General features: G+C 55.5%; 15 protein-coding genes and 2 pseudogenes. 6 read left to right on the plus strand and 11 right to left on the minus strand.

Annotated features, from left to right (window positions below; all coding sequences use genetic code 11):
- Window positions 1–14: 14 nt before the first annotated feature.
- The 3 genes and pseudogenes from CFter6_RS26915 to CFter6_RS07905 all read right to left on the minus strand — a co-directional run.
- Window positions 15–218 (minus strand): annotated as a pseudogene (locus tag CFter6_RS26915) (IS3 family transposase); the annotation flags it as partial.
- A gap of 772 nt (window positions 219–990) precedes the next feature.
- Entirely contained in the window at window positions 991–1,254 is a 264-nt protein-coding gene (locus CFter6_RS07900) for a hypothetical protein (protein WP_150118675.1), read from the minus strand.
- Between the two features lie 100 nt (window positions 1,255–1,354).
- Window positions 1,355–2,389 carry an AraC family transcriptional regulator ligand-binding domain-containing protein gene (locus CFter6_RS07905; RefSeq protein ID WP_061539464.1) on the minus strand — a complete coding sequence of 345 codons (1,035 nt, stop codon included), beginning with the start codon at window positions 2,387–2,389 and terminating at the stop codon, window positions 1,355–1,357.
- Window positions 2,390–3,116: 727 nt separating this feature from the next.
- Here CFter6_RS07905 and CFter6_RS24955 point away from each other — a divergent pair.
- The 4 genes and pseudogenes from CFter6_RS24955 to CFter6_RS25545 all read left to right on the plus strand — a co-directional run bounded on the left by CFter6_RS24955 (window position 3,117) and on the right by CFter6_RS25545 (window position 8,967).
- Window positions 3,117–3,515 carry a transposase gene (locus CFter6_RS24955; protein ID WP_167351368.1) on the plus strand — a complete coding sequence of 133 codons (399 nt, stop codon included), beginning with the start codon at window positions 3,117–3,119 and terminating at the stop codon, window positions 3,513–3,515.
- 337 nt (window positions 3,516–3,852) lie between these two features.
- A pseudogene (locus CFter6_RS26765) lies at window positions 3,853–8,046 on the plus strand (ESPR-type extended signal peptide-containing protein); the annotation flags it as partial.
- A gap of 138 nt (window positions 8,047–8,184) precedes the next feature.
- On the plus strand, window positions 8,185–8,601 hold the full coding sequence (locus CFter6_RS26370) for a YadA-like family protein (RefSeq protein WP_236904661.1): 417 nt from the start codon (window positions 8,185–8,187) through the stop codon (window positions 8,599–8,601).
- 69 nt (window positions 8,602–8,670) lie between these two features.
- Window positions 8,671–8,967: a hypothetical protein gene (locus CFter6_RS25545; RefSeq protein ID WP_150118676.1), complete on the plus strand. Its 297-nt coding sequence runs from the start codon at window positions 8,671–8,673 to the stop codon at window positions 8,965–8,967.
- A gap of 6 nt (window positions 8,968–8,973) precedes the next feature.
- On the opposite strand, the gene CFter6_RS07930 is transcribed toward CFter6_RS25545, so the two are convergent.
- The 8 genes from CFter6_RS07930 to CFter6_RS07965 form a co-directional block, all read right to left on the minus strand.
- Window positions 8,974–10,200: an ABC transporter substrate-binding protein gene (locus CFter6_RS07930; RefSeq protein WP_150118677.1), complete on the minus strand. Its 1,227-nt coding sequence runs from the start codon at window positions 10,198–10,200 to the stop codon at window positions 8,974–8,976.
- Window positions 10,201–10,210: 10 nt separating this feature from the next.
- Complete coding sequence (locus tag CFter6_RS07935) at window positions 10,211–11,704, minus strand: M81 family metallopeptidase (RefSeq protein ID WP_061539468.1); 1,494 nt, start codon at window positions 11,702–11,704, stop codon at window positions 10,211–10,213.
- A 26-nt stretch (window positions 11,705–11,730) separates the two neighbouring features.
- On the minus strand, window positions 11,731–12,993 hold the full coding sequence (locus CFter6_RS07940) for a Zn-dependent hydrolase (protein ID WP_061539469.1): 1,263 nt from the start codon (window positions 12,991–12,993) through the stop codon (window positions 11,731–11,733).
- Between the two features lie 26 nt (window positions 12,994–13,019).
- Complete coding sequence (locus tag CFter6_RS07945; RefSeq protein ID WP_061539470.1) at window positions 13,020–13,733, minus strand: ABC transporter ATP-binding protein; 714 nt, start codon at window positions 13,731–13,733, stop codon at window positions 13,020–13,022.
- Window positions 13,730–14,497: an ABC transporter ATP-binding protein gene (locus CFter6_RS07950; protein WP_061539471.1), complete on the minus strand. Its 768-nt coding sequence runs from the start codon at window positions 14,495–14,497 to the stop codon at window positions 13,730–13,732. Before CFter6_RS07950 ends, CFter6_RS07945 begins: the two co-directional genes overlap by 4 nt.
- The gene (locus tag CFter6_RS07955) at window positions 14,494–15,498 is read right to left on the minus strand and encodes a branched-chain amino acid ABC transporter permease (protein WP_061539472.1); all 1,005 of its coding nucleotides are present in this window, start codon (window positions 15,496–15,498) and stop codon (window positions 14,494–14,496) included. The genes CFter6_RS07950 and CFter6_RS07955 overlap by 4 nt, the downstream gene beginning before the upstream one ends.
- A gap of 10 nt (window positions 15,499–15,508) precedes the next feature.
- A complete protein-coding gene (locus tag CFter6_RS07960; protein WP_061539473.1) occupies window positions 15,509–16,369 on the minus strand; it encodes a branched-chain amino acid ABC transporter permease in 861 nt (286 codons plus the stop codon).
- A 77-nt stretch (window positions 16,370–16,446) separates the two neighbouring features.
- Window positions 16,447–17,649 (minus strand): ABC transporter substrate-binding protein, encoded by a 1,203-nt coding sequence (locus CFter6_RS07965; RefSeq protein WP_061539474.1) that lies wholly within the window; start codon window positions 17,647–17,649, stop codon window positions 16,447–16,449.
- Between the two features lie 287 nt (window positions 17,650–17,936).
- On the opposite strand from CFter6_RS07965, the gene CFter6_RS07970 reads away from it, so the two are divergent.
- A complete protein-coding gene (locus CFter6_RS07970; RefSeq protein ID WP_236904572.1) occupies window positions 17,937–18,710 on the plus strand; it encodes a FadR/GntR family transcriptional regulator in 774 nt (257 codons plus the stop codon).
- A 513-nt stretch (window positions 18,711–19,223) separates the two neighbouring features.
- A complete protein-coding gene (locus tag CFter6_RS07975; protein WP_150118678.1) occupies window positions 19,224–22,178 on the plus strand; it encodes a PDZ domain-containing protein in 2,955 nt (984 codons plus the stop codon).
- The last annotated feature ends 33 nt before the right edge of the window (window positions 22,179–22,211 follow it).

Consider the following 22,211-nt stretch of genomic DNA (forward strand, 5'->3'; position numbering starts at 1 on the left):
TATAACGTGAAAAATTATGCGAAATTTACTTCGAGAGGGTCGGCAACCCATTTCTGATTGGTTGCCGTTGCCTCAAACTGCCGGTCCAGCAGATTCGGGACAATTGCATGCACGCTAGGTTGAAGTTGGGCAGGATGACGGCGTCGCTTATGGCGGGCCTTGATGCCGGCAGTCTTCATCAGCCGCCCCACGCGCTTCTCGCTGCACGCCAAGCCAGCGTCAACAAGGTGCGAACTATACCTACCCCGCTGCCATGTTGTTACGGCAGCGACTGCATCGTCTCAGGCCGCCTTACGCGGCTTTTTTAACGCCCCGGCATTGTTGCCTTGCCATGGAAAAAAGCTGTCGGCGAAGACCTTCTGCGACCAGTCTCCCCCACACCTGCCCGCCCCGTTAAATGCACTGCTTTTAACGCATTTTGTAAAAGCGCCAAGCCCCCAAGCTGTGCGGGGTGCGCCGGGAAATCGTATGCAACGGGTTGACGCAAAATAACGCATTCTGTGTGCGCAGGTCGGCATTGATCTGGCTCACCAACAGAGATAGCCAGCTGGCGTGGCGCTGAATTAATTTGATCGCCTTGATGCCGCGTATGGTTTCCAGGAAATGAGTTTGCTGCTTGGCGGCGTGAATGATTAGTACTTCGGTAGCTATCAGGATAGGTTAGCGTGACCCAACACGGTAGATCAAACAGAGCTGGCGCAGCAGTCAGTTTGTACCAGCGCCTGCTCGCCCGACACCGCATCGATCAACACGCGCGTGCCGATTCCGAACCATAATCAAGACCGATGATAAACGAGCCGCTCATTCCTCAGACTCCCTTGCCAACGGCAGGGCCGCCAGCCAATGCGCTACGCACGACCTTTTCAACACGCGTGGCCGTCAATTTAATCCGCCCACAGTGGCATGAGGCTGACCGGGTTGTCGCCCTTGCGTGGCAGTGGAGGTTGAATCAGCTAGATGGGGTCAACTTCGCAAGCATACGAACAAGCGCTACGTTGCGCTGAGGAAAGCAAGCAAACTCTCAGGAGAATAAGTGAATTTTGGCATTATTTCCTCTCCATTCTCTTCTCGACCATTGGGCAGGTTTTCCAGCATCAGAATTCCATACCGGTGGTAGTTGATAGGTGCACCGATTTCTAGCAAATGTTGTTCAGATTCAATCACAAGGGCTAGACGTTGGTCGCGATTTTTTCTTTCCATTAGAAAACTTTGCTCTTGGGCAGGTTTTATCGTTAATTTGACGTTATCTTGCACGTTAATTCTCCATGGAGAGGCGACCAGGAGGGATAGTAATTTCTTTGAATCCGAAAGGATGAGAAATAACAATATTTAACATCCTGTTGTAAATTTACCTTTAATTTCCATGGCCACGTAAAAGTTGCTGCTGCCGTTCATGAGGAGTCTGTCCGGTCCAGCGCCGGAACGCCCGGTTGAAAGTACTTTGCTCGGAATAGCCAAGCAATTGCGCAATTTCGCTCAATCGCAGGCGAGGATCCAATAGATAACGTTCAGCTAGATGCTTACGTATATTTTCAAGCAATGACCGATAATTTAATCCCTCTTCGTCCAAGCGGCGCCGAAGAGTGCGTGGAGTCATATTCAGCTCTTGAGCTACTTGTTCCAATTGAGGCTCACCATCGTGAATCAATCGAGCTATGGACTGCCGGACGGATTGTTCGATATCACTGGCTTGCGGCAGCTCTTCCAGCATCATGTCGGCTAACTGTTCAAGCATCTGCAACAGCATTTCGTCAGGCTGAAGTAATCTTGTCGCCAAATGCCATAACCCGCCTCGTATAGAAGTTACTGGCTGTTCAAATAGCACGGGGCAACCAAAAAAGTCGATATAGGGCTGGATATCCGGCGGCGCCTTGTTAATAAAACAGATCTGCGTGGCCGAAATCGGCTTGCTTGAAATATTCCTGACAAACTGTACGAAGCTTGCAATTGAACATTCATCCGCAAGGGCTCCACAACGGCCAGATTCCTCTCCCCACGTAAGGACAAAATCAAAGCCTTGAACGCTAGTATGAAGGTGACCTGCTTCATATACCAAACGGCTATATCCTTTAAATCTTAGCAGTGCATTCGCCAAGTATCGGCCGGATGAGAAGACATATCCCATTACTCCTAAATGAGCGGCCGTGATATTGCCGCCCAGCCGCAGGCCCAGAAGAGGGTCATTTAATCGATCGGAAGCAAGTTGCAGCATCGCCCGCCAGTGTTGCATCGGATAGCGCTGCAGGCCGCGATCGAGTGGCTCAGGGGCGGGGATGCCAAGGAGGACAACGGGGTCTATATCTTGCTGCTTCAGATATTCAAACAGCAAGCGCACAAATCCGCTTGATACGAACCCCTTTACAACTTCCGATTGATGAAATTTATGCATATGCCAGGTGTAATACTTCCAACTAGTTCAACGAGGAGCCTCGGTGACTGGATGGCTTCGTTCATTCACGTATTTTGCTGTTTAAATCGCGAGTTCCATATCGAGCTTGGCACTCGCGATGTCTGCTGTAAAGTGTAATTCGGCGCTTCAAAGGTGTTTAGTCAAGCCGGTGCGATCCAAATTGCTATCTCACGGAAATTGCATTAAGAAAAATAACAATGCGGTCGTCGTCGCATTGTGGCGGACACAGCCAGGTCTGCTTACCCATCTCCCTCTCCCACGATTTTGATAGCGACAGCATCATGGCAACGCGTCATGCACGCTTACGGATGAGATTGCTTTTGACCGTTAGGCGGTTTTGTCTCGGTTTGAAATTTAAGCATTTTTCATTCCATGAATGGCATTGCGGTGAAGACAGATCCATGCTGCTCTATCGCGCGTATGGCCGAATTGCTAACCCCCTTGCCATCTATGTAACAGGGGATCTGGAGCCGGATTGCTCCCTCTGCACACATATGGAGCAGGGATCCAGGGAAATTCTTTAAACAAATAATCGTGTGGTCAAATCTGCCAATTATTTGTCCCTTAATGTCAATTCAAAAAAATGACATCCGTTTAGCATCTGCATATCAGAAATTCAATTGATAGAAATTGAAATCAATTGTTCAGTTTCTCTGAGGGAAGCAATTCAAGTTACCAATAAATTGTGATGCGTACAGGGATAGTTATGTTTCTTCGGGACGATCAATGGCTGCAATTGGCTCCATTGCTATTAGGAAATAAATATAGCGGAGGAAAGACAGCTAAAGATAATCGTCTTTTTATTGAAGCCATATTGTGGCGCGTCAATACCCTGAAGCGCTGGTCTGATTTGCCGGTTGAATATGGCAGCTGGAATACGTGTTACGTACGGTTCAGACGCTGGAATGAAAGTGGTATTTGGAGGGATTTGGTCATTGCTTTGAATGACTTTCCAGAATTGGCGTCCGAAATTCAAAAAATTGCGGCATATGGCGCTTTATCCGATGTTCAGGCCATGGCAAGAATGCGGCGAAAAGTGAGTCGAAAAAACCGAGAAAGCCAGTTTTCCTTATCGATGGAAGGCAGTAATAACATCGTTGGATAATGGGGATTTAAATTCTTCGTAGAATTAATTTTCCTGGTGGATTGAATGCTGAGTTAATACGGATGCCGGAATATATCGTCTAATTTTGTCTTGGATATATCGCAAAGAAATAATGCAAATTGGCTGCGATTAATATCTAAATCGAATCCTTGATAAAGATCAAATAAATCAGTTTGGCAATTTTACCTTATTAATAATGCCAATCATGTTGTTATCATTTTATAAATATTAAATATCGACTTGTTAATTTTAATAATTCATATCACGCAATTTTGAGTAATACCGTTGAGGCGCAACCGATCAGGTATTGCAAGCGTTTGCGCGACAGGGGCTAATCTTGAATAAAATTTATCGTACTGTTTATAGCGAAACACTCAATGCATGGGTTGTCGTCTCAGAAAATGCGAAAGCATGCGGCAAACGCAGTGGCTCGACAAAACTGGCAGGGGGAATGGCAGTCGTACTTGCAGGAAATTTATTTTTCGGCATTTCTGGTGCGCACGCCGATTTTATCGTGAACGATACGGGATTCGGAAATGTTGATCCCGGAGCCTGTCAAGCATTGGACGGAACAAATACCTCTTCGGTAAAACTCTACGGAGCGAATAACGCAAACTGCTCAGGGGCAAAAACACAGACCGCAAATACTGTTGTGCAGCCGGAAGGCTTGTCAGTTGGAGGATTTACATACATTAATGGTGTAGATAGTACAAATGGCAATGCTTTAACGATTACAAAGAGTGGCGCCGGCATTGGGTTGAATGCTGGAAAGATAAGCGGTCTCGCCGCCGGTACCCAGAATACCGATGCCGTCAATTTTGGACAGTTGACTTCCTTGTCTACTGCTGCAAACCGCTACTTCAAGGTTATTGGCCTTAACGATGGTACTGATGATGCGAAAGCAAGCAGTTCTGGAGCGGTCGCAATTGGTCCCAAGGCAAATGCCAATGGTGCCAATACAATCGCTATAGGAAACACCTCTACAGCGACTGGCGGAGGAGCAGTGGCATTTGGCAATAATGCCAATGCGGCGTTTGGCAATGATATGGCATTTGGGACGAATGCTACGGCCGTTGGGGACGCAGGCGGTAAAGCGCCTTCCACAGCATTCGGCAATAGCGCAAATGCTACCGGATCTGGTTCCATCGCGGTCGGAACGCTATCGAACGCAACTGGGGCTACTTCAGCTGCGTTCGGCTATGCGGCAAGTACCGGTACCAATGCGACGAATGCCTTGGCGGTGGGGACAAATTCGGTCGCTAATGGAAACCGCAGTGTTGCTGTTGGATCAGGCGCGAACGCCATTGGCGATTTTTCCTCGGCCATTGGTCGGACGGCAAACGCGGCTGGGACGGGTGCAACTGCACTGGGAACGAATACCAACGGCGGCGCCTCTGCTGCCGCCACCGATGCCATAGCGATCGGTGGACAGTCCGTTGTTGTTTCCATTGCCACATCCGGCATTGCCGTTGGCCGTGGCGCGACCGCCAATGGTGCGTTTGGCATCGCCCAGGGCGATGGCGTGACCAGCGGTGCGACGGGGCAAAACGTCGCGATTGGTTCGTCGAGCACGACCGCCAATTCCGGTACCGCCGCAGGCGGCGCGGTGGCCATCGGCCGCGGGCAGAAAGCGACAGGGGACGGTGCGGTTGCTATCGGCGATCCCAATACATCGAACGGCACCGGCGCAGTCACCTTGGGGGCCAACAACACCGCGGCAGGCAAGGCGGATGGCTCGACTGCTGCAAACGGCGCCGTGGCAATCGGCAACGCGAACAATGCGATCGGGCAGGGCGCCGTTGCGCTGGGGAATAGTTCCAACGCCGCCGCTGCGGGTGCGCTCGCGCTCGGCGACACTGCGACGGCATCCGCATCGAACGCTATTGCCTTAGGCTCCGGAGCCAATGCAGCTTACGCCGGCGGCGTCGCACTCGGCTCGTCGAGCACGACATCGGCTTCTCTGGCGGCGTTGCAGGCGACAGCGGCATATGTGCCATTTGCGGGCGCGGCCATTTCCGGCGCTGCGCCAGCCGGAGAGGTGTCTGTCGGATCGAGCGGCAACGAGCGGAGGTTGACCAACCTGGCAGCCGGCGGTGCGCCGACAGATGCCGTCAATGTCAGCCAGCTTTCCACGGCTACCGCTTCATTGTCGACCGGGTTGAGTACAACCAACAGTAACGTGACTTCGTTGTCGACGTCTGCTTCGACTGGCCTTAGCACAACGAATAGTAGTGTCAGGTCATTGTCGACCTCGACTTCGACAGGTTTAAGCACGACCAACAGCAATGTGGCGTCGCTGTCGACGTCAACCTCGACCGGCATCGCTTCCTTGTCGACGTCCACTTCGACTGGCCTGAGCACGACGAACAGCAATGTGGCATCACTTTCGACCTCGACTTCAACGGGTTTAAGCACGACCAATAGCAACGTAGCATCGTTGTCGACGTCAACCTCGACCGGCATCGCTTCCTTGTCGACGTCTACTTCGACCGGCCTGAGCACAACGAATAGCAGTGTTACGTCGTTGTCAACCTCGACTTCGACAGGCTTGAGTACGACCAACAGCAACGTGAACTCGCTGTCGACTTCCACCTCAACGGGTTTGAGTACGACCAACAGCAATGTGAGCTCGCTGTCGACCTCGACCTCGACCGGTCTGAGTACGACCAATAGCAACGTCAGCTCGCTGTCGATTTCCACCTCAACCGGTCTGAGCACGACCAACAGCAATGTGAGCTCGCTGTCGACTTCCACCTCGACGGGCCTGAGTACAACCAACAGCAACGTCAGTTCGCTCTCAACGTCGGTATCCGGTCTGCAGAAATCCGGCGTCAACAACTACTTCAAAGCTGACGGCAAGCTGGATGGTTCGGATGATGCGTCGGTCAGTGCCGGCTCGAACTCGGTGGCGATCGGGGCCAACTCGACCAACGGCACCCGTAACAATGTAGTGTCGGTGGGTTCGGTCGGCAGCGAACGGCAGATTATCAACGTGGCACCAGGTACGCAGAACACGGATGCGGTCAACCTCAGCCAGTTGAACTCTTTGTCGACCTCGACTTTGAACGGAATAAGTTCGCTCTCGACTGGTTTGAGTTCGACCAACAGCAATGTAGCGTCGCTGTCGACATCGACTTCGACCGGTCTGAGCACGACCAACAGCAACGTGAGTTCGCTGTCGACCTCTACGTCGACCGGCCTGAGTACGACCAACAGCAACGTGAGTTCGCTGTCGACCTCGACTTCGACTGGCCTGAGTACGACCAACAGCAACGTGAGTTCGCTGTCGACCTCTACGTCAACCGGCCTGAGTACGACCAACAGCAACGTGAGTTCGCTGTCGACCTCGACTTCGACCGGCCTGAGTACAACCAATAGCAACGTGAGTTCGCTGTCGACCTCTACGTCGACCGGCCTGAGTACGACCAACAGCAACGTGAGTTCGCTGTCGACCTCGACCTCGACTGGCCTGAGTACGACCAACAGCAACGTGAATTCGCTGTCGACTTCGACCTCAACCGGTCTGAGCACCACCAACAGCAACGTGAATTCGCTGTCGACTTCGACCTCGACCGGGCTGAGCACAACCAATAGCAACGTGAGCTCGCTGTCGACTTCAACGTCGACTGGCCTGAGTACGACCAATAGCAACGTGAATTCGCTGTCGACCTCTACGTCGACCGGCCTGAGCACAACCAATAGCAACGTGAGCTCGCTGTCGACCTCGACCTCGACTGGCCTGAGTACGACCAACAGCAACGTGAGTTCGCTGTCGACTTCAACATCAACCGGCCTGAGCACGGCCAACAGCAACATCGAGTCACTGTCGACTTCGACTTCAACAGGATTGAGCACTACCAACAGCAACTTGAATTCATTGTCGACCGGTTTGAGTTCTATGACTAGCGGTATTGATTCCCTGTCTACGTCCACTTCGACCGGCCTGAGCACCACCAACAGCAATGTAGCGTCGCTGTCGACTTCAACCTCGACCGGCATCGCGTCCTTGTCTACGTCCACTTCGACTGGCCTGAGCACCACCAACAGCAATGTGGCGTCGCTGTCGACTTCAACCTCTACAGGCATTGCTTCCTTGTCGACGTCTACTTCGACCGGCCTGAGCACGACCAACAGCAATGTGACGTCACTGTCGACTTCAACCTCGACCGGCATCGCCTCCTTGTCTACGTCCACTTCGACCGGCCTGAGCACCACCAACAGCAATGTGGCGTCGCTGTCGACTTCAACCTCTACAGGCATTGCTTCCTTGTCGATGTCTACTTCGACCGGCCTGAGTACCACCAACAGCAATGTGACGTCGCTGTCCACCTCGACCTCAAGTGGCCTGAGTACAGTCGGCAGCAATATCAGCTCGCTATCGACATCAACGTCTACTGCCATTGCAGCCGTCAGGTCTCCGATTGCATCCAGTGAAGGAAAGGCGTTTGTTGGAGAAGTGGGGGCGGCAGGCAGCAATTCACTTGCGGTCGGCACAGATGCCGTAGCCACGGGCCAAAACTCGACGGCAGCAGGCCAAGGCGCGGTAGCCAACGCCAGCGGTACGACCGCATTGGGGGGCAATGCCAAGGCAACATCTGCCAATGCCACCGCAGTTGGCGCCGGGGCGCAGGCAACAGCTAGCAATTCCGTGGCGGTAGGCGCCAATTCCGTGGCGAACGAGGCAAATACTGTATCTATCGGTTCTGCCGGCAATGAGCGCCGCGTCGTTAATGTCGCCTCTGGCGTGAACGGCACAGATGCGGTCAACGTGAGTCAGCTCAACGCTGGCGTGACACAGGCGATCAATTACACCAATCAGCAAGTAGGGCAGCTGCAGCAATCGCTCAATAACACTGCGGATCGTGCTTATTCCGGGATTGCGGCGGTAACTGCATTGACCATGATCCCCGATGTGGATAAAGGAAGGAATTTCTCGCTTGGGATCGGCGCCGCGACTTATTTGGGTCATGCGGCGATGGCGATCGGCGGCACTGCTCGCGTTACGGAAAATATCAAGGTACGCGCGGGTGTCGGCCTAAGCCCCAACGGTAATACGGCTGGGGTTGGTGCTGCAATGCAGTGGTAAAAGCATGGCCGGGAACGTGGATAGTGCGGATCCGGCCTGTATGTCCAAATAAAAAAACAGGTAAAGACGATGAAAAAAGTAATGGTATCGGGATTGTTCCTGTCCACATTGCTCACTGGCTGTTCTGCTGCCTGGGGGCCAACATTCAACGCCTATTCAATCGGTATTGCGAACGGTGCGGCGATTTATGAAGTTGAATGCCACGGATTGCTGACAGACGCAAGCTCTTGCCAAAAAGCAGCGGAACGTATCTGCGGTGAGCAACCGGTAAACATCCTTGAAAAGACGGGAAATTTAAGCCAGTCCGGTGACGACATCAAGGATCCACGCGTACTCAGGTTCCAATGCAGTGAGTCGGCACAATAAATACCACTATTGAACAAATTTTCCCCCATCGCTTAGAAATGTGATGTCGACAAAATCAGACCCGCTTTTTTTGCTGGGGGAGAACGATATGCTGAAGTCGCCTACGTCGACAGGTCCGGAATTCTCAATGGCATGGCGCAATGATTCCGTCGTAATTGAGCCTGATACCCGCCGCAGCATTTCTGTAAAAACTTTTGCGGTAATGTAGCCTTCGAGGCCCATGTAAGAAGCCTGGTTTTGTTGGCCTGCGCCTTGCAGCGCCTGTTGGTATTCTTTCGTGATGCGCAGACGTGTTTGCCAGAACGGAGGCATGACTTGGGAAAGAATAATGCCGCGGCTTTTATCACCGAGTTCCTTGTAGAGAAGAAATGAACTTCCTACCGAGTTTGTATAAATGGGCGGATGGCTTGGCAGCACTGACAAGGCCCGGATGACGTTAATGGCAGGCAATCCGGCAGCAATTACATAGACAGCCTGGGCATTGCTTTTCGTCACGCGCTCGGCAACATCGCGGAGATTATCTTGCTTCGGGTCAAAGCGCAGTGAAATTACCGCGGGATTGCCACCGTCGGTAAGCGCGCGCAATGTAACTTCCTCGATGCCTTTGCCATAGGCATCGTCGCTACTGACGACTGCAACTCGGGTCTGGCCGATAATCCGCAGATGCGTCATCGTACGGCGCGCTTCATCGGCGTAGGATGCTCGTATATGGTAGACAGGGAGTTTCGTGTCGCGTAGAACTTCCGCTCCCGTCAAGCCGCCGAAGATAAAGCTGTGGTTCGCCATGGCGACCTTCGTCATGGCGGCGCCGATCGCGGTTCCCATGGTCCCGAAGAGGCAAACGACATGATCCTGCTTGATGAGCTGTTCCGCGTTTGCAGCGGCCTTGTCGCCCAAATAAGCATCATCGTAGGTAACGACCTTGATACGGCGGCCGTTGAGGCCCCCAGCTGCATTGAACTTGTCAAAGAAAAGGGTCTGGCCTGAGATAAAGGCCAAGCTATTCGGCGTAAATGGTCCTGTGAGGACGGCGGATTGTCCAACCAGGATCGGATCGCCATCTGCATGTGCATGTGCCGCAAATAAAACCACTATCAAGGCCGCCGTGACGCGCATCAGATTCAATAAACAAGAGCTCCCGGCTGGTTTTGGAGTTTGTACCGTATGACTGGATTGTTTAAAAAAGAAGGGCATATCTTCTCCATTGACGACGATTTCAATAAAATCAGCCAATTGCTCGTGCTTACCAGCGAGTGTCTTGGTCCAGGGGATAAATCGGCCGGCGCACGTTACGGATCGGGAACAGATTGAAATTGGAGCTGGTCGGCCCTCCGGTATCGGAGTCGCATTCTTCCAGACCCTTGCTAATCGGGACGAACACCGGGCGGCAATACATACGCGACTTCAGGATCAGGTAGGTTTTGCGCGCCGGATCCAGGCCGAGACTGGTGAAGACGCCGAGATCGTAAGGTTCCACGCGCTCTTCTGCCACCACGATTTGCGCCGCGCCGATATCGAACAACACGCTTTTTCCCATTTGCATGGAAGAGCCGGTATAGATCGGCCCCGTTACATGGAAGTGGCCGTCGCTAATCGCCAGCACCGTGCCGCTCAATCGCAGCGGGGTTTTCTCAATACCTTGCGACAACAACGACACATTGTTGCCAAGTGCGATCGTCGCCTGCCCGCCGATGCCGACGGCTATCAGCTCGGCCACCGCCTGCGGATCGCTGATCGGTCCCACGCCGATATCAGTCATGCCTTCCGCCAGCGCCGCTTCTAGCACATCCATGGTGTTGCAAGTGCCGCCCGACATGACGTTATCGCTGTGATCCAGCAGCAGCACCGGTCCCGGCCCCGCGGCTGCAGCCAATTCCCTGGCGTGCGCCAGCGATTGCCGCAGCGGTCTGCTGTCATAGACAAAATCGGTACGCTCGTTCCAGATGCTGCGAGCGATGCGGTCGGCCACGCGGTTAGCGAGCGCCGCATCGTTATCCGTCACTACCACCACCGACATCCCTGCGTCGCGAAAATCGGACAGCGGGAACCCGGCTAGCACCGACACCGCCAGCACGCCCGCCTCGGTTTCGGCGGCTTGCGCGGCCTGCACCGCGCGTTGCATCGCACGTAAAGAGGTGTTGCTGGTCAATGTCGCCGACAGCAGCGGCAACTGACACCAGCCAAGCAGCGGACGGCATTTCCCTTGCAGCATGTCGGCCAGCAGACGGCCGGCATGTGCGCCGGTTTCGTACATGTCGATGTGCGGATAAGTCTTGAAACTGACGATGATGTCGGCATTCGCCACCATTTTTCTTGTGACATTGCCGTGCAGGTCTAGAGCCACGCAGATCGGCGTATACGGCGCTATCTTGCGGATTCTTTCGAGCAGCTCGCCTTCGCCGTCCGCTGCATTTTCCGCCACCATGGCGCCGTGCAGATCCAGCATGATGGCATCACAGCCGTTAGCGACCGCCTCCAGGATCGCTCCACACATCGCGTCATAGGCTGCCGCCGCCACTGTCGCGCTGGGATTCGCCATGGCGGCCAGCGGCGTGACGACAGTTGCGCCCAGCGCGGCGGCTATATCCAAGAAACCGCCCATCGCGGTGCGTGCGTCCTTCTGGCTGTTGTAGGCAGCGGCGTCCCATTGCGGCGCAAAAGCGGTCAGCGGCGTTGCAATGGGCGAAAAGGTATTGGTTTCGTGATTCATGCGTGCGATCACAATTTTCAAAAGCATGCCTTGCTCCCTTTCCAATTGAAGGTTCAATTTGCCACGACGGCGCTGGCTAGCATCGCATGCAGCAGCACGTTGGCGCCGGCTTCCAGATGTTCCGGCTTGGCATCTTCGATTTCATTGTGGCTGACGCCATCCTTGCAGGGAACGAAGATCATGCCGGCCGGCGCCACCCGCGCCGCATAGATTGCGTCATGACCGGCGCCGGAAACCACATCCATGGTGGGATAGCCGAGCAGGGCGGCGGCGGCCCGCACCTGTGTTATGCAAACCGGATGGAAAGGGCAGGGCGGAAAATAAGAAACCTGCTGCAAGACGATGTCCAGGCCGCTGGTGGCGCGCAACTTGCCGATATAGGTCCCGAGCTCGGTCGTCATCGCATCCAGCGTAGCGTCGCTGACATTGCGCATATCGACAGAAAACCTGACCTCGCCGGGAATCACGTTGCGGCTGTTCGGCGTCACTTGCACGAAACCGACCGTGCCGCGTCCGTAAGGACCATGACGCCCGGCGATAGCCACCACTTCCTGCATGATGTAGGTAGCCACTTGCAGCGCATCCTTGCGGCTCTCCATCGGCGTCGGCCCGGCATGCGATTCGAAACCGGTGACGGTGCAGTCGTACCAGGCCTGTCCCAGCACCGCGGGCACCACGCCTATGATGGTATCGGCATGCTCCAGCACCGGACCCTGCTCGATGTGCGCTTCGTAATAGGCGCCGATCGGGTGATCCCCGCAGCGCTGCTGGCCGGCATAGCCTATCCGCTCCAGTTCCTGCTTGACGTTCTTGCCCTCGGTATCGGTGGCTGCGTAGGCGTGCTCCAAGGTGAAGGCGCCGCAAAACACGCCCGAGCCCATCATCACCGGCACGAAACGCGATCCTTCTTCATTGGTCCAGACCGCAACTTCAATCGGAGCCTCGGTTTCAATCCCATGCTGGTTCAGTGTCCGCACCACCTCCAGGCCAGCCAGCACGCCGTAGTTGCCGTCGAACTTGCCGCCGGTCGGCTGGGTGTCGATGTGCGAACCGGTGACCACTGGCGGCAGCGCATTGTTGCGGCCAGGCCTGCGCATGAAGATATTGCCGATCTGGTCAACCGTGACGCTCATGCCCATGTTCCTGGCCCAGGTGCCGACCAGGTCGCGGCCCTGTCTGTCGAGATCGCTCAGGGCCAGGCGGCAGACGCCGCCTTTAGGCGTAGCGCCTATGGCGCCAAGCTCCATCAGCGACAGCCACAGGCGGTCGCCGTCTATGCGCAGGCTTGCGCTTGCCGATATATTCTTGTTGTCCATGCTTGCTCCGTAAATGGTCGATGGCGTCAAGCCGGCGTTGGCGCCAGGTTGACGCCGAGATAGCGGTCCTTGGCCTGCTCATCCGCCAGGAATTCCGCATTGCCGGCGCTATACACGATCCTTCCCTGTTCAACGATGTAATGGCGGTCCGCCAGCTGGGTGCAGACTTCCAGATTCTGTTCGACCAGGATAATCGCAATGCCACTGGCTTTGATCAGCTTCAGCTGCGCCACGATCTCGTCGACGATCACCGGCGCCAGTCCCTCCACCGGCTCGTCCAGCATCAGCAGTTTGGGAGCGGTCATTAAGGCCCGTCCGATCGCCAGCATCTGCTGCTCGCCGCCGGACAGCTGGCCGCCGCCGTTCTTGCGCCTCTCTTTCAGGCGTGGAAAGATCCGGTAGATGTCGGCCAGTTGCCATGGCGATTCGCGGTGCGCTGCCATGGTCAGGTTTTCTTCCACCGTCAGTAGCTTGAAAATGCCGCGATGCTCCGGCACCAGGCACAAACCGCGCGCGGCGATACGGAAGGATGGCAGGCCAGTCAGTTCTGCGCCTTGAAACCAGACCTTGCCCCGCGCTGGTTTCAGCACACCGACAATGCTCTTCAGCGTAGTGGTCTTGCCGGCGCCGTTGCGGCCCAGCAGGGTCACCACTTCGGCCTCTGCGACGGTGATCGAGACGCCTTGCAGGATATGGCTTTTTCCGTAGTAGCTATGAATATCTTCGAGCTGCAATATCATGCGCGGCCTCCCGTGATCATGCTGCCCAGGTAAGCACGGCGCACGCGTTCGTCGCCGCGGATGGAATCGGGTTTGCCTTCCGCCAGGACCTGTCCCTGCTGCATCACCGTAATGCGGTCTGAAATGTCCATCACGATATCCATATTGTGTTCAATCAGCAGCACGGTATAGCTGGCTCGCAGACCATGGATCAGGCGTTTCATTTCAGCGATGTCGTCGATGCCCATGCCAGAAGTCGGCTCATCCAGGAAAATCACCTTCGGACGGCCCGCCATCGCCATGCCGACTTCCAGCCTGCGCTGCTGGCCGTGCGACAGTTCGCCTGTGATGCGGGCGGCGACAGTGTGCAAATTCAATTGCACCAGAAGGGCCTCGGCCAGCTCGCAGGCCGCGGTCAGCGCTTCCGTCCGCCGCCATGGATTGAAGGCCTGGTCCGGCCGCGTTCCTTGTGCCGCCAGCCGCAGGTTTTCGCGCACGCTCAGGTTGGGGAACAAGCTGGTCACCTGGAACGAACGCGCCAATCCCTTGTGCACTCGTTTGAAACCAGGCAGATGCGATACTTCCTCGCCTTGCACCAGGATGCTGCCGGCGCTGATCGGCGTACTGCCGGTGAGCGTATGGAACAGCGTGGTCTTGCCGGCGCCATTGGGCCCGATCACCGAATGCACGGTGCCAGGCATGATGTCCAAGCTGACGCCATTAACTGCAGTGAATTTGCCGTAGCGCTTGGTCACATTGACTGCCTTGAGAATCGGCGAGTTCATGATTGTTCCTCCTTGGCCGGATTGCGATTGATTTGCGCAGCTTCGACCACAGTGCGCCGCCGCAATTTTTGCAGCAGCGATTGCGTCAGGCCGTACAAGCCCTTGTGCATGTAAAGACTGACGCCAATCAGGAGAAAGCCCAGCAGCATGAGCCAGCGCGGCCACAGGCTGGATAGCCAATTGCCGATCAGGACATAGAACGCCGCGCCAAGCACGGAGGCAAAAAGATTGCCGGTGCCGCCGATGACGGTCATGATCAGTATCGATTCGCTGGCGTGATATTCGATGTTGGACAAGGGCGCAATGCCGGTCATCATCGCGTGCAAGCCGCCCGCCAGGCCGGTGACAGCGCCGGATATCACGAACGCCGCCAGCTTGAAGCGGGTGACGTCATAGCCGACAGCGGCCGCGCGCGTTTCATTGTCGCGTATCGCCAGCAGGGTGCGGCCAAACACGGAATCGACGACGCGCTGCAGCAGCCAGAATGTGGCTACGAACAGCACGGCGACGAAGGCGTAGTATTGCCATGGCGAGCCAGTCGCCATCAACCGATGGCCGAACAGGGCCAGGTCCGGCCGCGGTATATTCAGCAAGCCATTGTCGCCGCCGGTGATGTCCTTCATCGTATAAGCGAGGAAGTAAAACATCTGGGCAAAGGCCAGCGTCAGCATGACAAAATAACTGCCGCGCTGGCGAATCGAAAACCAGCCCACCAGCAACGCTACCAAGGCCCCCGCCAGCATCGCGCAGAACAGGGCCGGTAGCAGCGGCAGATGCCAATGCAACAGCGACAGGCCGCCCGCATAACTGCCGATACCGAGGAAAATTCCTTGGCCGAAGGACATCAGCCCGGTATAGCCAAGCAGCAGGTTGCAGCCTAGCGCTGCCAGCGCGAAAATCAAGACTTCGGTCGCCAGTGTGCCGGACCCGAGGCTCAACGGCAGGATGAGGACTGCGGCGATCACCAGCAGGGTGAAGCGGAAATGGACAAGATTCTTCATTGCGCTCTCCCTAGCTGGCACGGCCGAACAGGCCGTTAGGGCGCAACAGCATGACCGCTGCCATGGCGATGTAGATCATCAGGTGCGCGCCTTCCGACCAGATCGTGCTCATCAGGCTTTGCAGCACGCCCACCAGGATGCCGCCGGCCAGCGCACCGAAGAAACTGCCAAGGCCGCCGATCACCACCACCACGAATGCGATCCCCAAAGCTTCCACGCCCATGAACGGTTCAACGCCGCGTATCGGCCCCGCCAAGGCGCCGGCGAGGCCGGCGGTGGCGGCGCCCAGCGCAAACACCAGGCTGAAGATGCGATCGATATTCAGTCCCAGCAATCCGACCATCTCGGTCGATTCGCTGCCGGCGCGCACAATCGAACCAAGCCGGGTGCCTTCCAGCAGCCACCACAGCAGCAAAGCCATGACGGCAGTAAACGCGATCACGAACAAGCGGTATTTGGGATAGACGAAATCGCCGGCGACGATCACTCCTTGCAGCAGGTCGGGCGGGGAAATATTATTGCCCAGCGGCCCCCAATAGGAAATCACCGCTTCCTGCAACACCAAGGCCAGGCCGACCGTGAACAGGATATGAAAATGATGCGGCAGCTGATAGATATGCCGCAGCACGAATTTTTCCACCAGCCAGGCGAATGCGCCTACCGTCAGCGGCGCCGCCAGCAGCGTCCACCAGAAACTCATGCCTAGCTCGCCGAGCTGGAAGCACAGGTAGGCGCCGAGCAGGAAGAAGGCGCCGTGCGCGAAGTTGACGAAACGCAGCAGGCCGAAGACGATGCTCAGGCCCACCGCCAGCAGGAAATACAGCATGCCGATACCGATGCCGTTGACGATTTGCAGCAGATATATATTCATGACGTCTCTATATGTGTAAGCGGGCGGACCTGCCGCGCACCCAGGGGAACCCGGGCCGCGAACAGGTCCGGCCGTCTTCAGCCAAGTTTGCACATGGTCTTGTCGAGCGGCAGGAAGGACTTGCCGAAGGAAACGATGTCGGCGTAATCGTTCTTGTTGCGCATCTTCGCTTTCGGCTTGCCTTTGAGCAGGTAGTAATTCTTGATCACCTGATGATCGCCCTTGCGGATCTCCTCGGTACCGGTCAAGCCTTCGTACTTCATCCCTTCCATCGCCGCGATCACTGCTTTCGGATCGCTGCTGCCAGCCTTGATCATGGCGTCCAGCATGATCTTGGTGCAGATGTAGGAGCCGGCCAGGCTGTAGTTCGGATCCATCTTCAGGCCGGCGTTGACGATCGATACGAATTCCTTGTTGAATGGCGCATCGATGCCATGCCAGTACTGCGCGCCGAAATACACGCCGTCGCAAATATCGGCGCCAAGGGCTTCGAACTGCTCCAGGCCCGAGGCCCAGGCCACCAGGATGGTCATATTGTTTTTCATGCCGAAGCTGACCGCCTGGCGCAGCGCATCCGAGGATTGCGAACCGAAATTCAGCAGTAGCAAAACGTCCGGCTTGCTGGCGATGGCATTGGTCAGGTAGCCGCTGAATTCCTTTTCCGCCAGCGAGTGATAGCTGTTGCCGACATGCTCTATGCCTTTTTCCTTGAAGATCGCCTTGGCCGCATTCAGCAAACCGTCGCCGAATACATATTGCGGCGTGATGGTGTACCAGCGCTTGGCTTTCGGCAGCTTTTCCAGCAGTGGCCGCACGGTTTGCTCGATGGCGCCGAAGGTCGGCACCGACCAGCGGAAGGTGGCGCGATTGCATTCGCTGCCAGTGATTTCGTCGGCGCCAGCGGTGGTGACGAAAATGCTGTTACCCTTCTCCGCTTCCTTGCCCATGGCCAGCGATTCCGATGACAGGATTCCGCCGGCGAAAAATCGAGTCCCTTTTTCTATCGACTCCTGCAACTTGCGCACTGCGGTCGCCGGTTTGCCTTCGGTGTCGATCACGCTGTAGGCGAGCTCCTTTCCCAGCACCTTATTGTATTTTTGCAACACGAGTTTCATGCCCATCTCGGCATATTTGCCGTTAGCGGCAAACGGACCCGACATCGGCAGGGGGCAGGCAAACTGAATCGCACCCGCGTTCTGAGCGAAGGCCGGACGATTGAGCAAGAGGGAAGTGGGGGTTGCCGCCAGGGCTGTAAATTGCAGGAAATGTCGACGCTTCATGAGAACTCTCCAACGAAGTTAGTATCCAGGTGTCCGCGGTACCGCTTTTTTTAGGAAATGCGGATTTCGCTATTTATACGTATAAATATGATAAATTGAAAGCGAAATCCGTTATGCAAATCCCGTGCCAAAGATCGGCCGGGAAGAAAGCCCGATACTTGCTTGGTATGCATGCAGGTGGCCGTGCTGGAAGCGCAGTGCTACAGGTAGAATGCCTGGCGACGCAGAAAATTACTGAAAGAAAGATTGGCGAGATGGGAAAAAAACCAATGGAGGATGCACTAAACATGAGCATCCGGCACCAAAAACGTGCGGACCTAGTGGCCGAGGAAATCAAGCGGCTGATTACCGAAAAGAATCTTTGCCCCGGCGACAAGTTGCCGCGTGAAAACGAATTGCAGACGACTTTCGGCGTCAGCAAAAGCACCATACGCGAAGCGCTGAAATCGCTTGAGGTGCAAGGCTTGATCAAGGTAACCACCGGGCCAACCGGCGGCGGCACCATCGTTGAGGTGCCGCTGGCTCGCACCTTTCAGCTGATGCAGAACTATCTGTTTTTCAAGGATGTCAGCATCGACGACATCTATGCCGTGCGCCAGTTGCTGGAGCCGGAATTGGCGGCGGGCGCGGTCGCGCATCTGACCGAGGCAGATTTCGAAGCGCTCAACCACAGCATCGCCTGCTGCGATCCTGCTGCCGGCCATGGCAATCTGCTTGCCGAGCGCCAGGAAGACGTCAATTTCCACGACATTCTCGGCGCCGCCAATCCCAATCCTTTCCTGCGCTTTTGCTGCGCCCAGATCAATGAAATGATTCGCCAACTGATCGTCTTCGAGAACAAGACCACCGCAGCAGAACACAAGCGCTTCGGCGACGCCAACGTCAAGATCCACACCGCGATTGCTGAGGCAGCGCGCGCACGCGACGTGCCAAAGGTACGCGAGCTGATGGCCGCGCACATGGTAGAGGCGACGCGCTACGTCAAGCGCATGCAGGGGCGGGTGCAGGGGCGCTTGGTGCTGGATTCGGACGTGTCGCAGCGCGTCCCCCCTAAGCGATAACTAGGTGTGCCGAGTACTGGCTCTTTTCCAGGTTGCCGACAAGTAGCCGTTAATATTTCGAAATATTTCTGGTCGCCTGCCTCGACATATCTTCATGTCATCTTAATGTTATTCAATTAAGTCCGCTTTATACTTAAGCTGTCATTAACCATGGCAGTATCCCCCGATGTTCCTTCATGCCCGCAACCGACAGGTTGGCGGGCTTTTTTTTGCTCGCGGTACCGGGCACAGGCCATGTGCCGGCCCGGCCCCAGTCCTGAGTCCGAATCAATTATTGCCACGAGAATCACCAAGCCGCCGTACAGAAAGGGTAGCCCTTAAACCTCGCCGAGGGCTCCGGGGAAACCGAGTGGGTGGCAGCGACGCAAACCAGTGCAGTTTACATTTTGAATTAAATGTATTAAATTGGTCCAACCATTAAACCGGTATACTAAATGTCGAATAATTAATAATATTAAAAATCAATATTTGGAGACTGTTATGAATCTGGATGAAAAACGAAATTTTCTTGCCATGCCAGTACATGTCTTTTTATATATATCCATAGCTTTTGCCTTAGGCGCCTGCGGCAGCGGAGATTCGATCCCGAGCGGACAAACCGTCAACTCCACTCCCGACAGCGTTGCGCCTAGCACTACCCCACCGAACACCACGCCACCTGGCACTACATCGCCTAGTACCACGCCACCTGTGGTCACGCCACCGGTCACCACGCCGTCTGATCCCGCTGCGACGCCCACTGCGATCTACGTGTCGCCGTCTGGAAGCGATGCCGCGAGCGGAGACAAGTCAGCTCCTAAAGCGACATTGGCGGCAGCGGTTTCAAGTGCGATCAAGGCGAATTTAAAAGAAGTGATTGTTGAAGACGGTACGCATTACCTGGCGCAACCGCTGCTGCTGGGGCCGAGCGCCTCAGGCATCTTCATCCATGCTGACAGTGGAACGCATCCTGTCGTTAGCGGCGCCAGGCCGTTGAGTGGCCTGACGTGGACGACCTACAAGGGAAACATCATGCAGGCAAGCGTGAGCGGGGCCGCATTTGATCAGCTCTTTGTCAACGGGGCCGGCCAGGTCCGCGCACGTTATCCGAACTATCAGCCGGGTGCGACTGTAGTATTCAACGGTTTTGCCAGCCAGGCAGCGATACAGGCGCGCGCCGCGGCATGGAAAAGTCCGGCAGGAGGCTTTTTGCATTCGATGATGAACGCGGCCTGGAGCGACCAGAACCAGAATATTCTCGGCGTCAATGCAAACGGTACGCTTAAGCTGAGCAGCCCTATAGGCAACAATCGCTTGTCGCAAGGGACCGATACATCGACGGAGTACGTCGAAAATATTTTTGAAGAACTCGATGTGCCCGGTGAGTGGTTTTACAACACGCAAACCGCTACCCTCTATTTTTATCCGCCAGCAGGGGTGGACCTGAAGTCGGCCAAGTTCGAAGGTACGGCGCTCGAAAACCTGATCAATATTCAGGGTACGGAAGCGAATCCCGCGCAAAATATTCACATCGACGGGCTGACTTTCACCGCCACCAGCCACACCTTCATGAAAACCACGGAACCGTTGCTGAGAAGCGACTGGACCATCTATCGGAGCGGCGCCGTCCTGACGGAAGGCGCTTCCAATATAGAAATTTCAAACAATGTCTTCCAGGGGCTGGGCGGCAACGCCATCTTCGTCAGCGGCTATAACCGCAACATCAATATCCACACCAACGAAATCTACAATATCGGCGCCAGCGCGATTGCGTTTGTCGGCAGGCCAGATGCGGTGCGGTCGTCTACTGCAGCGAATGCGGTGCCGCCGATGAATTACAACACGGCGGCGAATTACGCTTCCCTGGATATGACGAAAGGCCCGAAGAGTAACAATTATCCATCCGGCTCCTTTGCCTCGGACAACCTGATACACGACATCGGCACCAAGGAAAAGCAGGTGGCTGGCGTCGAAATTTCGATGGCCTCCAAGATCACGGTGCAGCACAACAGTATTTACAATACGCCGCGCGCCGGCATCAACATCGGCGACGGCACCTGGGGCGGCCACTTGATCGCCTATAACGATGTATTTAATACGGTGTTGGAAACGGGCGACCATGGCGCGTTCAATGCCTGGGGACGGGATCGGTACTGGAGCCCTGATTCAAATGCAATGACCGCGGAAATGCTGAAGAATCCGACGATCTGGAATCTTGACGCCGTAGACCAGACTGTTATCCAGAACAATCGCTTCCGCTGCGACCGCGGCTGGGATATCGATTTCGATGACGGCACGTCAAATTACCTGGTCCAGAACAATGTGCTTCTCAGCGGCGGCAAAACCATTGCCAACGACCTGAAGGGCGGCTTGAAATTCCGCGAAGGCTTCATGCGCATCGGCAGCAACAATATCATCCTGAACAATTCGTTCTATCCGCAGGTATGGTTTGCCGGCAGCGGCGATGTTTTCCAGCACAACATCGTCATGGGGGCGCATCAGCCGGCAATACTATCCAATTTCGGAAAAACCGTGAACAGCAATCTGTTCATGACCAATGCCGATCTGGTCGCCTCGCAGAATATTTCACCGGGAAGCTGGGAGACGGCGTCTGCGGTTGGCAACCCGTTGTTTACCAGCGCCGCAACCGGGGACTACAGTGTGCCGGCCAATTCTCCCGCTGTGACAAACATAGGATTTGTGAGCTTCGCAACGAATCAGTTCGGCGTCCAGAATGCGGCCCTGAAAGCCAAGGCACAAACGCCAGCGCTGCCTGTACTCGACTTTGGCGGATCCGCCACGCCGACCTCCGATAAAACCACTTTGATCGGCGCCACGATTGAATCCATTACCACGGTCGCGCAGCAGTCGGCCGCGGGCTTGCCGACGGTCCAGGGAGTACTGGTTGACGCGGTACAGGCGGGAAGCCCGGCGGCGACCTCTGGTTTGCTGGCAGGGGACGCGATCATAGGCAGCGTTGCGGGCGGCAAGAGCACGCCTGTCAATACAGTGAAAGATTTGATCAATGCCTATAACGCAGCCGGCAGCAGCGGCAGCCTGACACTGACAATCTATCGCAATCAGCAGCCGATGACGCTGACGCTGGCTTTTCAGATTATCTACAACGACGATTGGGCCGGTATTGCCTATACGGGGGGCTGGAAGTATTCGAGTAACCGCAACCAGGCATCCGGCGACTATAACTTTGATGTCCACTACACCACAACCGACGGCGACTCCGCCACGATCACGTTCACCGGAACGGGAATTGCGGTGCTCGGCCCGACAGACGTCAATGCCGCAGTGACGGCAACTGCGCTGCTGGACGGCGCTACAACTTCTTCCATTGCGATTCCGGCCGCGGCCAAGTATACGGCGCAGCAGCCAATGATCACGCTGTCCAAGCTTGCCGCGGGTACGCATACCTTGAAGATTACAAAAAATAGCGGCATTTACTTGCAAATCGATGCCGTGACTATCGATAAATGAAAGGGGGAAATGGCAACGTTGCCAGGTGAATAG

Origin of the sequence: Collimonas fungivorans (assembly GCF_001584145.1) — a bacterium.
GTDB classification, from domain to species: domain Bacteria; phylum Pseudomonadota; class Gammaproteobacteria; order Burkholderiales; family Burkholderiaceae_D; genus Collimonas; species Collimonas fungivorans.

What these genes read in the sequence shown, in the direction of transcription:
- CFter6_RS07905 (WP_061539464.1), bottom strand. Translation starts at nt 2,389, where the DNA reads ATGCATAAATTTCATCAATCGGAAGTTGTAAAGGGGTTCGTATCAAGC.
- CFter6_RS24955 (WP_167351368.1), top strand. Translation starts at nt 3,117, where the DNA reads ATGTTTCTTCGGGACGATCAATGGCTGCAATTGGCTCCATTGCTATTA.
- CFter6_RS25545 (WP_150118676.1), top strand. Translation starts at nt 8,671, where the DNA reads ATGAAAAAAGTAATGGTATCGGGATTGTTCCTGTCCACATTGCTCACT.
- CFter6_RS07935 (WP_061539468.1), bottom strand. Translation starts at nt 11,704, where the DNA reads ATGCTTTTGAAAATTGTGATCGCACGCATGAATCACGAAACCAATACC.
- CFter6_RS07940 (WP_061539469.1), bottom strand. Translation starts at nt 12,993, where the DNA reads ATGGACAACAAGAATATATCGGCAAGCGCAAGCCTGCGCATAGACGGC.
- CFter6_RS07945 (WP_061539470.1), bottom strand. Translation starts at nt 13,733, where the DNA reads ATGATATTGCAGCTCGAAGATATTCATAGCTACTACGGAAAAAGCCAT.
- CFter6_RS07950 (WP_061539471.1), bottom strand. Translation starts at nt 14,497, where the DNA reads ATGAACTCGCCGATTCTCAAGGCAGTCAATGTGACCAAGCGCTACGGC.
- CFter6_RS07955 (WP_061539472.1), bottom strand. Translation starts at nt 15,498, where the DNA reads ATGAAGAATCTTGTCCATTTCCGCTTCACCCTGCTGGTGATCGCCGCA.
- CFter6_RS07960 (WP_061539473.1), bottom strand. Translation starts at nt 16,369, where the DNA reads ATGAATATATATCTGCTGCAAATCGTCAACGGCATCGGTATCGGCATG.
- CFter6_RS07965 (WP_061539474.1), bottom strand. Translation starts at nt 17,649, where the DNA reads ATGAAGCGTCGACATTTCCTGCAATTTACAGCCCTGGCGGCAACCCCC.
- CFter6_RS07970 (WP_236904572.1), top strand. Translation starts at nt 17,937, where the DNA reads ATGAGCATCCGGCACCAAAAACGTGCGGACCTAGTGGCCGAGGAAATC.
- CFter6_RS07975 (WP_150118678.1), top strand. Translation starts at nt 19,224, where the DNA reads ATGCCAGTACATGTCTTTTTATATATATCCATAGCTTTTGCCTTAGGC.